Here is a 16,741-nt window from a genome sequence, read left to right on the forward strand (position 1 = left end):
GATGAAAAAGAGATTCTGCTTCAAAAGCAAAATCCCTTTTTCATCGCTATAGGAGCATGCTGTTTCAATATATTATGCGTTAAACTGTTCCACTGATTTTTCCAGCCCATTAGCGAGTTTTACCATCGAAGTCGTTGAGAATGAGATATCTTCCATGGACTTCGCTTGCTGATCGGTTGAATGTGCCACCTGCTGTGATGCCTCTGCCGTTTCCTTAGTTAAAGCAGCAAAATTTTCTATTGAAGCATTGATTTCCTGAGACCCTGCTGCCATTTGCTCTGTAATGGAGGATATTTCCTGTATTTGGTCACTAACATGCTCATAAGATTTTATCGTCTCATTAAAAGTTTCCCTCGTGTTCAGGACAACCTTCGTTCCTTCCTCAACCTCTTTCGTACCGGTTTCCATCATGGCCACTGATTTATTGATGATCGATTTAAAATTAAGCAACGATTCTTGGATATTGGTTGCAGATTCCTTTGTGCCCTCTGCCAATTTTCGCACCTCATTCGATACGACGGCAAAACCTTTCCCATGTTCACCCGCCCGAGCACTTTCAATGGCTGCATTTAGTGCCAGCAGGTTTGTTTGCTCTGCTATGCCTGTAATCAAATGGACGATATTTACAATTTCGTTTGCTTGTACGTCCAGTTTCTTGATTTCTGAACTTGTTTGCAGCATCACATCTTTTACTTGTAAGATTTGTTCGGAGAGTTCATTTAAATCTTTATTTCCATTGGACATTTGAATGGAGACATGATTTGTTTGTTCGCTGACCTCTGACGATGCTTCGGCAATTTTTTGAATTCCAATGGTCATTTCCTCAATAACTCTTGAAGATTCTTCACTTCGGTGCAATTGCACTTCCGTGGCTCCTGCAACTTGTTGAATGCCTTTCACGATATATTGTGTGGATATGTCCATTTCATTAATTTTGTGTTCAATATCACTTGACGCTTCCAATAACTGTAGTGATGAGCTTTTCATCGAATGGACAATCGATATCGTGTTGTTGGTCATTTCTGCGAATGCTTTCACTAAAACGTTGATTTCGTCGTTCCCCTTAACCTTCGTATTGCTAATCAGTTCATTGGCTGCAATTAAATCACCATTGGCGATTTCCTTTGCAGCCATGCTGACCTCACGGAGGGGTTTTAACTTTTTGGTCAAGTACCATATTAAAGCGCCGACTACAATTGCTATCAGAATTACATTGATGATGATCGTTAGAGGAAGGATGCCGCCCAGAACCTTGCTGGCGGTAGAATCGACTTTGCTGGCATCTATATCCACCCCTAATATCCCAATGACCTCATTTCCTTGTTTTATTGGAACAAAAACGGATAAATAGTCGCCATATTCTGGATCATGAACAATGGAAGTGGTAGAAACCTTCCCCTTCATAACATCTTTTACATCCGAATATGTCGTTGCTGTTGTAGTACTTAAAATGGAAACTGCTTTTTTCTCTTCCTTACTCATTCCATCTATTAGTATATGAACCTTTTCACTTTTAGCGTCAATCCCTAACGTATATACATATAACGCGCCGGTCTTTTGTTTATAATCGCTTAACTGTTCACGTATTTCCCAATATGTTGACGTTTCGGATTGGTTATTTAGAAACTCCGCATAAGCAGTTGGATTTATACCTTGAGCGATATGGCCTGCTAAGTCCAAACTGCTCATGGCTATTGTCTTCTCGACCGTATCATTTGTACTCTTATACATTAAAAGTAAACTTCCAATTAATGTAATGACCATTCCTGCTAACAGAACGAAACCTATTTTCGTACTAAGTTTATTCATTTTTGTTACTCCTTCTCGAAGTGATAAGTTATCCATGTATATATCGGAAACAATGAAAGTGATTTAAAGAGAGGTTTGGAAAACAATTATACATTTTCCCAGTCGATTAACTTTAATTTAAATAGATGGGAGGGAGTGATGCCAATTGGAACGGGGGAAGATTTCTTACGTCCCATGAACGACAATCTTCATTATCGTTCAGGCAGCAAAACAGGAAAAGGAAAAATGAGCAAGCTCTAGGACCACCTCTAGATAAGTGAGTGACTGAAGAGGAAAATATTGCTTAAAGGACGTACACTCATAAAACGGTAAAACAAACTTCATATGATGAATTTTCTATGGGTGAAAGGAACATTTTAAACCCTAAACAGCTTCGTAAGCGTGGTTTTCATATACTTGAATGCTGATAAGCCTTAAAGCATTCATAGAATGGACATTGTTTGTATCTGCTTGCATATAATCAAAGGGGAAAAGAAGGGATCTGCATTTTAAGATAGTTGAACTTGGAAAACATTTCCGTTAACATGTAATTGTGAGAGTCATATTATAGGAGGTTGCCCATTGAGTCTGCAAATCAATGAAGTTACAAAAAAATTCGGGGAGTTCACGGCTGTCAATCAGCTTGATTTGACGATTCCCGAGAAAGAAATGTTTGGTTTTTTAGGAGGTAACGGGGCCGGTAAAACGACCACGTTCCGGATGGTATTGGGATTGCTTGACCCCACCGAAGGAGAAGTGACCTGGAAGGGTAAGAACATTGATTATACGACCAGTTCATTGATTGGATACCTGCCAGAGGAACGCGGCTTATATCCAAAACTGAAGGTGCGCGATCAAATCGTCTATCTGGCAAGGTTAAGAGGAATGAACAAACGGGATGCAGTGAAAGAGTTGGAGTATTGGTTAGACCGCTTCATGGTTCCCGAGTACATCGATAAGCGGGTCGAGGAGCTTTCGAAGGGAAATCAGCAAAAAATCCAGCTGATTGCATCCATGATCCATAAGCCCGAGTTGCTTATCCTTGACGAACCGTTTAGCGGACTGGACCCGGTGAATGTGGAAATATTGAAGAAGGCAGTCATCGATCTGAGGGATAATGGGACGACGATCGTATTCTCAAGCCATCGGATGGAGCATGTTGAAGAGATGTGTGAGCATCTTTGCATCATGCATAAAGGATCTCCGGTCGTTGCCGGGAAACTAAAAGAAATCAAACGTTCTTTTGGTAAAAAGAATGTGTCAATCAAAGCTGATTTTGATTTATCTTTCCTTGATACGTACGCTGGCGTAACGAAAGTTAAAAACACGATGGAAGGAAAGGTCCTTCAGGTCACAGGGGAAGATATTGCTGAGAACATGATTCGTGACCTTGTTCCAAAAGGATTCGTTCGAAAGTTCGAATTGGAGGAACCATCGCTGACGGATATTTTCATTGAAAAAGTAGGTGCAGTCTATGAATAAATTTTGGATTGTTCTTTCCCATACATATTTATCAAAATTAAAAACGAAATCATTTATCATTTCCACAATCATCATGATGGCCCTGATTCTTGTCCTGTCGAATATTTCCAACCTTATTGATACATTCGGCGATGATGAAACGCAAAAGGTGGCCGTCATCGACCAGACTGAAGATCGCTTATTCGATCCTTATAAAAATGCTGTAAAAGGCGTGAACGAAGACCTTTCGATCATTTCCGCCCAAAGTGAGAAGGAAGCGGAGAAGCTGGTGAATGCAGATGAAATTGTAGGGTTTCTTTTAGTTGAAAAGGATGATCGCCTCGGCTTCAGGGGGACATATAAAGCGAATCAAATTTCAGATTCAAAGGTAAGCAATGATTTGCTTCTGGCACTTACCCAACTGAAAGGCCAAATAACTGCGGATGATTTGAAATTGACAGATCAGCAAATCAGCCAATTGAATACACCGCCTGCTTTCGAAACGATTGCGCTTCAGGAAAATGCAAAAACCGAAGAAGACCTAGATCAAGCCCGCGGTCTGGTTTATGTGCTCTTGTTCGTCATTTATTTCGGTGTACTGATGTATGCAACGATGATAGCAATGGAAGTGGCCACTGAAAAAACATCACGAGTCATGGAAATCCTGATTTCAAGTGTCCCGCCAGTGACCCAGATGTTTGCCAAAATCATGGGCATCGCATTGCTTAGCCTTACCCAAATGATTTTATTTTTTGGCGTCGGTTATTTATCGATCAAACAAAACTTGGCAAGTATGGATGAAGGATACTTTTCCTTTTTTGGTTTTGGTAACACGAAAATCTCAACCATCATTTATGCAATCATCTTTGCTTTGCTCGGCTACCTTCTATACGCGACGCTTGCGGCATGTCTAGGATCGGTCGTCAGCAAAATAGAAGATGTTCAACAAATGATTTCACCAATGACCATGTTAGTCGTCATTGCCTTTTTGATTGCGATGTTCGGGCTCGGAAATCCATCGGCAAGTTATATCACAGTTACATCATTCATTCCATTTTTCACGCCGATGATCATGTTCCTGCGTGTAGGCATGCTTGATGTACCATTCTGGGAAATTGCTCTAAGCATTGCCATGATGATCATCACCATTGTTCTGCTAGGTATCATCGGGGCAAAAATCTATCGTGGAGGCGTCTTGATGTACGGAAGCTCAAAATCTCTGAAAAGCATCAAAAATGCCCTGCAATTATCAAAGAAAAATTAACGGCAAGCCTGGATTTTTTGTTTTCTTCGCTTTAAATATAAGTGGCATAAGGAAAAAACTGTATATTTTATCGAAGCGTACTGACCACTATTTTTCGTATATATTAGGTAACGCCTGTAAATGCAACCATGATGGGGAGTGTATTCTATGAGTAATCTGATACCAATGGCAATCGTTTCAGAAGCCTTTCTTTTGCTATCCTTCTTCATCCTGTATTTATCAATCGGTAAATCCAGAAAGAATATCTTCTTGGCAGCCTTAGTCATCATTGGAGGAGGACCGCTTCTATATTTTGTCATAGACGATATGAACAGCAATTATGCGGATGCAAATATAGGGCTCGGTCTTGCTTTCATGTTTACATGGGTGTATAGCGTCGTGACGTTTATCATTGCGATCATTCTACTCTTAGTAAAAATGAAAAGGGATCATGATAGCTCGAAAGAACCGTGATCAACGTTTATGGGAATTATACGTGTAATAAAAATGCAGGGCTACTTGAAAGAAGTAGCCCTGCATTTTTTCATGCTTTAAGGAAGCAATAATATAAGGGAGATTGGCCATCGGAAGTGTAGACTTTCTGAACAAGCGACATTACGCTATTTAAGCTGATAAAATCGTTGCATTGTTAAATGATGAACATGGTGTAAAGGTTTAAAAACCAATATCACATATGGAAGGTATGAAACCATTGTAAATAGCTATTTACTTAGGGCCCTTTAATTTCGAGTATACAGGCAGAAAAACCTATGAGGTTATTTCCTCCCAGTTTCTCGTTTTGCTGAATGTCATAAAAATAGCTTTCTCTCCCGTAATATAGGTAATTTAATTTCATCCAACGAGCTGGCATGTTCCACATAAAATATTTTTCAGTCACTTTTAATGTAAATTGCATTGCATTTTCCATTAGGAATATGAAGCTCTCGAATAGCTGCCGCAATCTTTTAATGGTTTTTAAATGATTGCTAATGATAATTAAATTGCCTTTTCGATAATTTCAAGTCAATATTATGTAAGCATGATTCGATGGATAAGGAATGATTAAATGAAAAAAATGACATTAATTGCCCTTGCTGCAGCTGCTATCATGATTGGATTGTTCTTATATGATGTGATTGCCAAGAAGGATAAGGCCATATATGTTGCTGTCAATGGAGATGATCGAGGTGCTGGCACAAAAACAAAGCCGTTTCGCACATTGAACAAAGCCGCTGCTGAAGCGAAAGCAGGTACGACTGTCTACATACGAAAAGGAACTTACCATGAACAGCTTGTCGTAAAACATAGCGGAACGAAACTAAAACCAATCACTTTTACAGCTTACAAAAAGGATAAAGTGATCATTAGTGGAAAAAACCAAAGAGATGTCGAAGGTGATAGATCCTTAATTACGATTAACGATAAAAATTACCTTACCATAAGAGGTTTGAAGGTACAGGATTTAACGACCGGTTTATCGGCTGCAACTGTCATGGGGATTTATGTATCTGGATCAAGCAGTCATATCACGTTGGAACATAACCATGTGCATCGGATAAAAACACTAGCAGATGATGGCAATGGTCATGGGATCGCACTATACGGAACAGGTAAAATGAAGGATATGAATATCTTGAACAATACGGTGGAAGATTTAAAGCTTGGTTACAGTGAGTCTATTGTTCTTAATGGGAATATTGACGGCTTTAAAGTGGAAAACAACCTGGTCCGCCGGAATGACAATATCGGAATTGATTTGATTGGTTATGAAGGGACGTCCAATGATAAAAAAGTGGATTTTGTACGTAATGGAGTTGTGAAAAAAAATCGGGTTTATGAAATATCCTCTTTCGGAAATCCAGCATATGGGGAAGAGTATTCCGCGGCAGGAATTTATGTGGATGGCGGAAAAAATATAGCGATTGAAAAAAATACCGTTCATCAAAGCGATATTGGAATAGAATCGACTTCAGAGCATCCTAAAAAATATGCTGAAAATATAATCATCACAAATAATATTATTTATCATAACTTTTTCACTGGAATATCAATTGGAGGGTATGATGAAAAACGGGGCGGAACTAAAAACTCCTTTATCTCCCAAAATATCATGTATCGTAATGATACAAAGGGTATCGAAGGGGGACAGCTATTATTGCAGCATGATATAAGTAACAATGTGATCGAAAAAAATATTTTGACTGCCGGACCATCCCGAATATTCATTGCTAACTATTTTTCGACCAATAAAGCAAATAAATTACTGAAGAATGTATTTCATGAAGAAAAAGGGAAAAAAGGGATATGGGTTTGGAAGGAAGAAGAATATACTTCTTTTTCAAAATTTAAAAAAGCTTCAAAAAGTGATGAGAAATCCAGTTATGTAGATCCCGAATATCAAAATCCAAACAAAGCTGATTTTAGGCTAAAAAGGGATTCACCTGCAAAAACAATTGCAAACTGACTTTCGATTAAAGAAATGGTGTACCTCCAAACTCACAATTGGCTCTTGTTGAATCATCAACATCGAAAATTGCACCTACCAACCTGCGGGGGATCGTAAGCAAAAAAATGAATACATAATTTGTCCTAGTGGCAAAATATAGAATGTCCAAAGGCTTTCGTGATTCCTGGTGGAATTGGAGAGGTTTCCTGAACTCTGCTTGTAGTCCGGATATTCTCCATTTTCATTCTTGCATAATCTCATCCCGTGGAGGTGACATGATCAAATGAAGTTTAACAAGAAAAAAATCAACGTTGTAGACATTCAAACGGCAAAGAAAAGTGTGTTTGCTACAGGGATAGGAAATGCGATGGAGTGGTTTGATTTTGGTTTGTATTCCTATTTAGCCGTTATTATTAGCGAGAACTTTTTTAGTGCTGTCAAGAATGATGAGCTAAAGTTAGTGTTTACCTTTGCAACCTTTGCGATCGCCTTTTTAATGCGCCCGATAGGCGGTATTATATTTGGTAAAATTGGCGATAAATTAGGAAGGAAAGTCGTTTTGACGACCACGATCATTTTGATGGCTTTTTCAACTTTACTGATTGGGCTATTACCTACATATGATCAAATTGGTATATGGGCACCTATCCTCTTGTTGATAGCGAGAATCATTCAAGGTTTTTCAACTGGCGGGGAATACGCTGGCGCAATGGTTTATATTGCAGAATCCTCACCAGACAATAAACGCATCATGCTTGGCAGTGGGTTGGAAATTGGTACGCTCACTGGTTATATTTTGGCTTCGCTGCTTGCAAGTGCACTCTTTATCGTTCTATCTGATCAACAGATGGCCTCCTGGGGATGGAGAATCCCGTTTCTGCTTGGCTTGCCCTTAGGGCTTGTTGGGTTGTATTTAAGAAAAAGTTTAGAAGAATCACCGATTTTTGAAAATGAACTTTCTGGTGATGAGGTCCAAGAGGAAGGATTCCTATCCATTCTGAAAAATCACAAAAAAGATATTTTTGTATGCTTTGTAGCAGTTGCCTTCTTTAATATTACAAGCTATATGCTCTTATCGTACATGCCTTCTTATTTAGATACGATCATTGGATTGTCCAGTACTGTAGGAACCGTACTCATAACGATTATTATGGTGATCATGGTGCCGCTGACTTTAATGTTTGGAAAACTCAGTGACAATATAGGAAACAAGACGGTTTTATTGATTGGGTTAGGCGGCTTGACACTGTTATCTGCCCTTGCCTTTTATTTGATAAACTTGAATGCTTTAGTATTTATTTCTTTAGGTATCCTGATTCTTGGTGTACTCCTGTCAACCTATGAAGGCACGATACCTGGTTCGTTGCCAACCATGTTTTATACTGACATTCGTTATCGGACACTGTCAGTAACCTTCAATGTCTCGGTGTCAATATTTGGCGGAACCACCCCATTGCTTTGTACCTGGCTAGTACACCGAACTGGTAATAACTTGGCACCCGGATTTTATTTAACGGCCGTAAGCATTATCGGGTTTTTAGTGATTTTATTCTTGTTCAATAGTACTTCAGGAAAATCCCTAAAAGGTTCTTACCCAACGGTTGCATCTAAATCCGATTTTCAAGAAGCTGTTGAAAATCCGAAAGATTCACTATGGTGGCAAAACGAACAAAGAGACAAATAATTGTAGCATCCAAACAGTGGAATGCCTGCCCGAAATACAGACACTCAAACATGGGCGTCTGTATTTGGGTTTTTTGTTTTATATTTGAGGAATTTGGAACCAGCATCCAGCTTGTATTTGGCTCTTTTTCATAATTAAGTATTTTTTACATTAAATAAAATCCGCCCAAAATGATCCCTATCTAAGCGATGATATGCGGCGAGACTTGTATCCCAAGTATTGACGGAAGTAGTGAAAAAAGGTTTTTCCATATCAGTCTTGAATTAAATGAATAAGGAATGACAAATCATGATCAGAGGTGATATTTATGAAAGTACGCTTGAAATATGTTACGAGAGAAAATTGGGAAGAGGCCCTGGCACTGAAAGTGAAGGAACGGCAAAGTAACTTTGTACCGCCAGTAGCCGTATCACTTGCTAAAATTCATATAAAACCAGACGGGGATAATATCGTTTATTTGCCATTTGCCATCTATGACGAAGAGATGATGGTCGGGTTTATCATGCATGCATACGATGAAAATACGGCGAATATGTATTGGATAAATGGATTCATGATTGATGAGAGTCATCAAGGTAGAGGATATGGCAGGGCGGCACTGTCTGAGATGGTTCATTGGATAACAAATAGGTTCACTGGCTGTAAAGAAATCCGTCTGACGGTATTCAAAGATAACGAAAAGGCCCAACAACTATATAAACGTTTTGGCTTCGTTCCTACAGGAGATGTATATGGAGAAGAAGATGTGTGGTTTTTTCCTATAAAATAACGAGTTTTCCATTTAACTGCAAGTCCCATTCTTAAAATTAGGAGAGCTGCTGTTAGTCACATCCTTTACATAACTTAGTAGGACAACATAGTTTGTGGGTATCACCGAAGTTGGCAAAACCATGACCCATTTAGCAGTAATTGAAAGTGAAAATGACTTGCCAACAGTTGAGGGGGGAGAATGCCACCAACCTGATAAGAGACGGGCAACTAATTCGTATCCATGGAATAGAAGGGGATAACTAAATATCGAAATTGCTTAAATATTTAGGTTTTATTCAACAAATGGATGCTGTAGCTGAAGATTAGAGCTGTATCTAAAATAAACAGCTTTTTATTAGGCATTTAGAGAAGATGGTACCATAATAAAAAAAATTCGGTAAAAGGAGTTAAGGGTGAAAGGGGGAAGATGTATTGCGGGAAATTCTATTTAAATTCATGAGGAAGAATTTGGAGGACGGAACTTATTGGTCAGATGGAGAATAATATTCAAAAGAGGGTAAAATCAGGAGGGGAAAATGGGGGTAAATGAACTTGAGAAACAACAGCTGAAGAAGCTTAGGACTTTTATTAATAATACACTAGCATTATTTTTTTTCATGGTATTTATTTTTGTTAGCATGTTAATTTTATACTTTCCGATGATAAACATTCTAGATTTTTCATATTTTCCACCAAAGCTCGCAATTTTATCATTCTTGATTTCTCTTGTATTTTCTATTTTGGCGATAAAAAATCTCATTGGTAAAATATTGTTAGCAGTAAACATAGTTCTTATGCTATTCATGATTATTTATGCATCCTGAATAATACAAAAAAATGAACTTTAATGATCACAATGTAAGTTGGAAAAAACCTTTTTTCACCTCATTTTTTAACCAAAATTGTGTTAGTTCCATAGAGCCTGAGGAGAGACGGCAATAAGTAGCTTCATGCGGCAAGCGGGGGAAGTGTTAATACACTTGCCTTGCTTGCCGTTCAGTGATTGGTCCATCTAACTAGCGTTAAACGCTGCCCTCTTTTTTATAATATAGTTCAATTACTGAAATAATTATTTCAGTATTGTTGAAATGACAACAAAAACTACATATAATATTGTTAATGCACTAACGGGCGGGAGGACAAGCCATGACCAAAGAGGAACAGTTCTTGATGGGTTTCAGGAATTTATATAACAAGATGGTTCGTCTTAATAAGGATAAGATGGAAGATAGTCTTAAAGGCTATAAGGCTTCAGAGGTACATTGCATAGAATACATTGAAAAGAATTTGGATTCCAACGTGACAATACTTGCGGAGTTTTTTTATATGACTCGCGGTGCCATAAGTAGATTAACTAAGAAGCTTATAAAAAAAGGCCTTATTGAAAGCTACCAGAAGTGGGATAATAAGAAAGAAATCTATTTTAGGCTTACTGAGCAAGGGAAGGAAATTTATAAAATTCATGAGGACCTGCACAAGGAATTTCAAGAGCGGGACAAAGCCGTATTTGAACAGGTAACCGACGAACAATTTGACAGTATGCTTAGCTTTTTGGAAACGTATAACAGTCATTTGGATGCAGAAATGAAGAAACAGGAAATTGGTATTAAGTCTTGATGATTTCGAATGATGACATGAAATCTAAGGCAGCCCCACTCTAATGAGAACGGGCTGCCTTTTTTTACAATATTTTTGTTGACAAGGAAACAAAATAACGATAATGTTTTGTTGACGAGGAAACAAAACAATATCGTTTGAGGAGAAAATTCAATGTCAAAATTTAGATCACACAATGAACAGAACACAAAACATTCCATAGATAAACATGCTTTAATATTCGGTCTTATCTCTGTGTTTCTTTGCGGAATAGGCTTCAGTATCATAATGCCCGTCGTCCCATTTTTAGTGCAGCCTTATACAAGCAATCCGGGAGAACAGGCTATAGTCGTTACGCTGCTGACCTCTGTTTATGCAGTTTGCGTGTTTTTCGCGGCCCCGGTACTTGGAGCCTTAAGTGACAAATATGGTCGTCGTCCATTGCTATTGCTTTGCCTTTTGGGTTCTGCAATCGGGTATATCGTTTTTGGCTTAGGTGGAGCTTTATGGGTACTATTTGCTGGGCGCATAATAGAAGGCATAACGGGCGGGAGCATAAGCACGATCTTCGCCTATTTTGCAGACATCATTCCTGCAGAACAGAGAACCAAATATTTTGGCTGGGTAAGTGCCGTTGTAGGTGTCGGCACTGTCATTGGTCCGACTCTAGGCGGATTGCTTGCCGAGTTCGGTAATTCTGTACCTCTGTATTTCGGTGCAGCAATAACATTATTGAATGTTGTTTATGGAACCCTATATATGCCTGAGAGCCTCGACAAAAATGATAGACTGAAAGAGATGACCTTTGTTAGACTGAATCCTTTTACACAGCTTGCAAACGTACTTTCCATGAAAAACTTGAAAAGGCTGCTTGTCTCAGCGTTCTTACTTTGGATACCCAACGGATCTTTACAGGCAGTTTTTTCACAATTTACAATGGATACCTTCAGCTGGAAGCCTGCACTAATCGGACTAATGTTTTCGATCATGGGCTTCCAAGACATCATTTCACAAGGTTTCATCATGCCTAAGCTTTTAATGAAACTTAGTGATAAACAGATAGCGATACTTGGAATGGTTTCAGAGATTATAGGCTACAGTCTTATAGCACTATCTGCTTTGTTTTCATTTTATCCTCTTTTTATCGCGGGGATGTTTATATTTGGATTTGGGGATTCGATCTTTGGGCCTTCATTCAATGGGATGCTCTCCAAGTCTGTCGATTCTAGTGAACAAGGAAGGATCCAAGGAGGTAGCCAATCCATTCAGGCTTTAGCAAGAATGATTGGACCCCTCATTGGTGGGCAATTGTATGTAACAATTGGGCATGCAGCACCCGCTTTTATGGGAATGATCCTTATAACAGCGGCAATCGTGGTTTTGCATAAGGGTTTCTATATTAGTGGGTAAATGCCTACTATCAACTATCAAAGTGTCTGAGCGAAATTGGGCAACCAAATAAAGAGCAAGGAGATACATCTCCATGCTCTTATTATGTAAATGAATTGATGAATACGGGTGATTTCATATTAGAGATATCTGTAATTTTAGAAGGGGCGTTAAAAGTCTCAATGGATCTATCCTTCATTTTTAACTGATAAGTACAGCATGAAATTTGATACCACAATCGGAGAAAAAGAAAATGTGATGAGCTTTGAAAAAAACAGAAGATACATTAGAGGAATTAACAGGGCATGGCACTTAATTTCACTGCCATATCAAGATCAGGTCAGTACATATCGACCAATACAAAGATTAATGTACACTGGTGTCAAAAGAGGCTGGATAGATCTTGTTAAGGTAATCAATGAATAGTGGCAAAATCTTATTGTTTTTGATAAAAATACAATCGTGAGAAACAATAACATTTTCTGGACTTTTTGAGAAGGATCATGCTAATGGCAAAGTAAAGTGAAAAAGAAGTTGAAAGGCAAAAAAAAAACAATTCACGCTTTAGTGTTGTGAATTGTTTCTGACTGGTTCAGAAAGATCGAATGGTACAAATTCACCGAATTCTTCCATTTTGTAAACTAAGGAAAGTAAAAGATTTTTCATAATATCGCCTCCCGTAGATATGTTTCCTTTATTATTAACTAATGGATCATTTTGAGCAACACCAATGAAAACGATAACAACCTTCATGAAACCGTACATCATTCCTAAATTACGCTATTATACTTCATTATTCTTTCTCTTTCATAATGGATTGTTTGCACTTATCTGAAAATATATTTTAAGGTTCGATATCAATAAAATAGTGCAGGGAAGCTTAGCTGACCAAAAGAGTGCCGCCCATTACCTCGGAATACAAAAAAACGGTTTATTTTTACGAGTAAGACAACCACTTAAGACCACCCAATCCAGGGCTTACAATCAGGTCGAATGCTTGAAAACTTCCTTTCTTCTCCGCACTACACTCCCATAGAAAAACACCCCAAAATCATATCGTAATCATACGATATGATTTTGGGGTGTTTTTTCTTGTCTCATTTAGATAGGTCTCTCCAGAATGGTGGGGGCACTTTCTTTATATACATGTACTTGGTTGCGACCAGCTCGTTTTGCAGAGTATAAAGCTTCATCCGCTTTATGTAAAAGCTGATATAATGTTTCCCCTATCCCAATTATTGCCTCGGATACCCCGCAGCTTATTGTAACGGAAATGACTTCTGCAGCCGTACTTAAAGCCTGTGTCTCGATATACCTGCATAACTGATTTGCTAAGCTTTCAGCCTCGGATACCGTGCCCTTCAGTGCGAGGACAAACTCTTCACCGCCATAACGAGCAAATAGAGTACCTTCCTTCAGTTGCGTTTGACAAGCACGTACCACATGCTTTAGTAATTGATCGCCAATATGATGACCATAAGTATCATTCACTCTTTTAAAATGGTCTATATCCATTAAAATGATCGTAAATGGCAGCGAACCCTCTTTTGCTAGAGGAAACTCTTTTTCGCATTTTTCAAAAAATGCTCGGCGATTATAAATTTGTGTGAGCTCATCATGATAAGCTAGATGCTCCAACTTCACCTGTAGTCTTTTTAGCTCCGTGATATCAGTGAAAATGATCAACACACCTTTAATATTTGCATGATGCAATGAAGAAGCGCGAACTTGATAAATATGCTTTGAATGATCGATCGCTAATTCAATTTCACAAGTGGACTCACTATTATCTAATTTTAAAGGAAAGGTATCTCCTGATGTAAGTATGAACCAAATCTTTTCAAAGTCCATGCCAAACAAGAGTTTATTCATTTTTGGAAACATGCTTTTACATGCTTGGTTAAACTCTATTAATCGATAAGATTCATCCAATACGATTACACCATCTTTGATACTATTGAAAATCGTATCTTTAGCGATGGGCATAAGAGTGAACATACGTGATGAGCTAATGGACCATAAATATAAAAGTGAAGAAAGCCATAAAACCATTGGCACTGGATCGAATCCTGGGGGAGTATATCCAAGTAAGTATATAAAGGCTGTTAGCATAGGGAAAAATTGCCCGCAAATTAACGAGAATATTTGCAGTCGATAAATCTTGGCTGTCTCTTTCCAGTGAGAGAGTAATAGTAAAAAAGCTACAAACATGCAAGCAAATGTGAAAACACCATGGAACATATACCAAATGCCTATTTCTTGGTGAATATATGGAGCCCCTAAAGCAGGGTCAATTTCAAATACTCTGTAATGTAAATGATGTAAATCATTTGTAGCCACCATTAGTAAACTAATGGAAGGGATAGTGATAAGAAAAATACCTAATTTTCTTGTGATTTTCATTCCAAGATAATGCATGATAAACATTAAACCTAAAGGTGGAGAAAAGGGCATGCCAATATATTCAATGATTGTCCAAAACTTAATTTGTTCAAGCGTTGTTGCCATTAAGCAAAAGGCAGAAGCGAAACAATAAATGGTAATGAAAGCAGAGTAAAGAACAAAAAAATTAGCAATATTGGTATAGTTATAGCGCTTGACAAAAACGTATAGGCATAAATACAAATTAAGTACTCCTGAGGTACAGATTACAGTTATAAAAGCATGGACTGTCAACACTAAACTAGACAACTTTTTTAAGGTGTTCAAGTTTGTAATTAATCGGACTTACATAACCAAGTGTCCCATGAATTCGTATATGATTAAACCAGTGGACATAGTCATGTAATTCCCTTGTTAATTCTTCTAAGCTATCAAAATGTTGACCTTTCACAAACTCTGTTTTGATGATTTTGAACGTTGCTTCAGCTACTGCATTATCATAGGGGCAGCCCTTCGTGCTTAAAGACCGCTGAATATGAAAAGTCTCTAATGCATCGTCAATCAGTTTATTCTTAAACTCATTTCCACGATCCGTATGGAACAACTGTATTTTACGTAGGTCGACCTTGATGGAGGCAAATGCACGATAAACGAGGAAGGCATCTTTGTTTGGGCCTGTACTGAAGCCTACGATTTCTCGATTAAAGAGATCGACAAATACACATACGTAATGCCATTGTTGATTGACTCTTACGTACGTCAAATCGCTTACAATCACCGTCATTTCTTCCTCCTGGTCAAACGCACGGTTTAGTTCATTTTTCTGTTTTGATTCATTACATGATTTCATATGTGGCTTAAATTGAGCTACGGTGTAAGTAGAGACAAGACCCTGCTCTTGCATAATACGTCCAATTCTTCGCCGCGAGGCGATGAGTCCGCGCTTTTTTAATTCTACTTTGATTTTACGTGTCCCATAATTTTGACGGCTTGCCAAAAATATGTCGATCACATCGGATGTAATGTCATCCTCTTTTTCTCTTTCCTTCGCTTCATAATAATAGGTGCTTCTCGGTAGTTGAAGGACTTTGCACATTGCTGATATCGAGTATTTATGTTGATTATTCTGAATCACATTTACTTTCGTCCTAGTATCAGCGCAGCTTGCTTTAAAATGTCATTTTCCATTTCAAGTTGTTTATTTCGTTTTCGGAGTTCGATCAGTTCCTTTTGTTCATCTGTTAGATTCTCTTTTTCCTTAAAGGAACCAGAGTTCTGACTTTGACTCACCCACTTATCCAAAGACGAAGGCGTAAGGTCATACTCACGAATAATCTCTTTTCTTGGTTTCCCGTTTTGGTACAGCTGTACCATCTGTTGTTTGAAATCTTCCCGTAAATGTTCTGCGTTCTCTTTTGGTCATGTAGATTCTCCTCGAATATATTATCTGTAGTCTACTTGACCTTAAAAATTCTGTCCAACTAAGTGTAGCCTATCCAAGCAGTTAATTGCGAATTCACGATATTAAACCCCATTTTGAAAAAACTTTATCATTAATGTAGCATACATGAAAATAAATGGGGAGATTTTGTAGAACAACTTTTTTAGGGTTTAACTATTAAAAAAGAGGTATTGAAAGACTTAGCCAACACTTAATGGATAGCTTTATAAACCTTTTTAATAGGGCTCCATACTTCTTGTAATAATCCGGGTATTGAATCATCAAGAGACTGCCAATCAAATTGGAATCAGATGGATGCGATGATCAAACTTTCAATAAAAAGAATGGAGGTCATGATATTTCAAAAGAACCGTGACTTTTTTTGGGGGGATTTGCACTAAACATTCAAACGGTATTTAAAGCTGCAGGGGGTACATGACAAAATGTATCCCCTGCAGCTTTATATTTGGAAAGTGAAAATTGGCTTTCTATAAAATATTCCTTGCAAGCCACTAAAATCATGATTGTTGGTTCAATGGTGATTGTGATATTCCTGTAACA

General features: G+C 38.1%; 12 protein-coding genes and 2 pseudogenes. 9 read left to right on the forward strand and 5 right to left on the reverse strand.

All coding sequences use genetic code 11. From position 1 onward, the window contains the following. Positions 1 to 72: 72 nt before the first annotated feature. Positions 73 to 1,809, reverse strand: coding sequence for a methyl-accepting chemotaxis protein (locus ABE28_RS10210; RefSeq protein ID WP_064466175.1), 1,737 nt, complete (start codon positions 1,807 to 1,809; stop codon positions 73 to 75). 561 nt (positions 1,810 to 2,370) lie between these two features. On the opposite strand from ABE28_RS10210, the gene ABE28_RS10215 reads away from it, so the two are divergent. The 7 genes and pseudogenes from ABE28_RS10215 to ABE28_RS25715 form a co-directional block, all read left to right on the forward strand. Beyond that, complete coding sequence (locus ABE28_RS10215; protein WP_064466174.1) at positions 2,371 to 3,270, forward strand: ABC transporter ATP-binding protein; 900 nt, start codon at positions 2,371 to 2,373, stop codon at positions 3,268 to 3,270. Beyond that, entirely contained in the window at positions 3,263 to 4,513 is a 1,251-nt protein-coding gene (locus ABE28_RS10220; protein WP_064466173.1) for an ABC transporter permease, read from the forward strand. Before ABE28_RS10215 ends, ABE28_RS10220 begins: the two co-directional genes overlap by 8 nt. Before the next feature lie 147 nt (positions 4,514 to 4,660). Then, positions 4,661 to 4,966, forward strand: a complete 306-nt coding sequence (locus ABE28_RS10225; RefSeq protein ID WP_064466172.1) for a hypothetical protein — start codon at positions 4,661 to 4,663, stop codon at positions 4,964 to 4,966. 592 nt (positions 4,967 to 5,558) lie between these two features. After that, positions 5,559 to 6,956: a right-handed parallel beta-helix repeat-containing protein gene (locus ABE28_RS10235; RefSeq protein WP_064466170.1), complete on the forward strand. Its 1,398-nt coding sequence runs from the start codon at positions 5,559 to 5,561 to the stop codon at positions 6,954 to 6,956. 265 nt (positions 6,957 to 7,221) lie between these two features. Next, a complete protein-coding gene (locus tag ABE28_RS10240; protein ID WP_064466169.1) occupies positions 7,222 to 8,622 on the forward strand; it encodes an MFS transporter in 1,401 nt (466 codons plus the stop codon). 307 nt (positions 8,623 to 8,929) lie between these two features. Then, the gene (locus tag ABE28_RS10245) at positions 8,930 to 9,391 is read left to right on the forward strand and encodes a GNAT family N-acetyltransferase (RefSeq protein ID WP_064466168.1); all 462 of its coding nucleotides are present in this window, start codon (positions 8,930 to 8,932) and stop codon (positions 9,389 to 9,391) included. Between the two features lie 100 nt (positions 9,392 to 9,491). Next, a pseudogene (locus ABE28_RS25715) lies at positions 9,492 to 9,636 on the forward strand (PEP-utilizing enzyme); the annotation flags it as partial. Positions 9,637 to 9,895: 259 nt separating this feature from the next. Here ABE28_RS25715 and ABE28_RS25000 read toward each other — a convergent pair. Then, positions 9,896 to 10,177 (reverse strand): hypothetical protein, encoded by a 282-nt coding sequence (locus ABE28_RS25000; protein ID WP_156775735.1) that lies wholly within the window; start codon positions 10,175 to 10,177, stop codon positions 9,896 to 9,898. Between the two features lie 341 nt (positions 10,178 to 10,518). Between ABE28_RS25000 and ABE28_RS10255 the strand changes: the two genes are divergently transcribed. Then, complete coding sequence (locus ABE28_RS10255; RefSeq protein ID WP_064466166.1) at positions 10,519 to 10,989, forward strand: MarR family winged helix-turn-helix transcriptional regulator; 471 nt, start codon at positions 10,519 to 10,521, stop codon at positions 10,987 to 10,989. 153 nt (positions 10,990 to 11,142) lie between these two features. Then, entirely contained in the window at positions 11,143 to 12,378 is a 1,236-nt protein-coding gene (locus tag ABE28_RS10260) for an MFS transporter (RefSeq protein WP_064466165.1), read from the forward strand. Positions 12,379 to 12,921: 543 nt separating this feature from the next. On the opposite strand, the gene ABE28_RS10265 is transcribed toward ABE28_RS10260, so the two are convergent. The 3 genes and pseudogenes from ABE28_RS10265 to ABE28_RS10275 form a co-directional block, all read right to left on the reverse strand. Then, the gene (locus ABE28_RS10265) at positions 12,922 to 13,110 is read right to left on the reverse strand and encodes a hypothetical protein (RefSeq protein WP_156775736.1); all 189 of its coding nucleotides are present in this window, start codon (positions 13,108 to 13,110) and stop codon (positions 12,922 to 12,924) included. A 348-nt stretch (positions 13,111 to 13,458) separates the two neighbouring features. Beyond that, complete coding sequence (locus tag ABE28_RS10270; RefSeq protein WP_064466163.1) at positions 13,459 to 15,036, reverse strand: histidine kinase N-terminal 7TM domain-containing diguanylate cyclase; 1,578 nt, start codon at positions 15,034 to 15,036, stop codon at positions 13,459 to 13,461. A gap of 4 nt (positions 15,037 to 15,040) precedes the next feature. Further along, a pseudogene (locus ABE28_RS10275) lies at positions 15,041 to 16,162 on the reverse strand (IS3 family transposase). Positions 16,163 to 16,741 lie beyond the last annotated feature (579 nt).

Source organism: Peribacillus muralis (assembly GCF_001645685.2).
Lineage (GTDB): Bacteria > Bacillota > Bacilli > Bacillales > DSM-1321 > Peribacillus > Peribacillus muralis_A.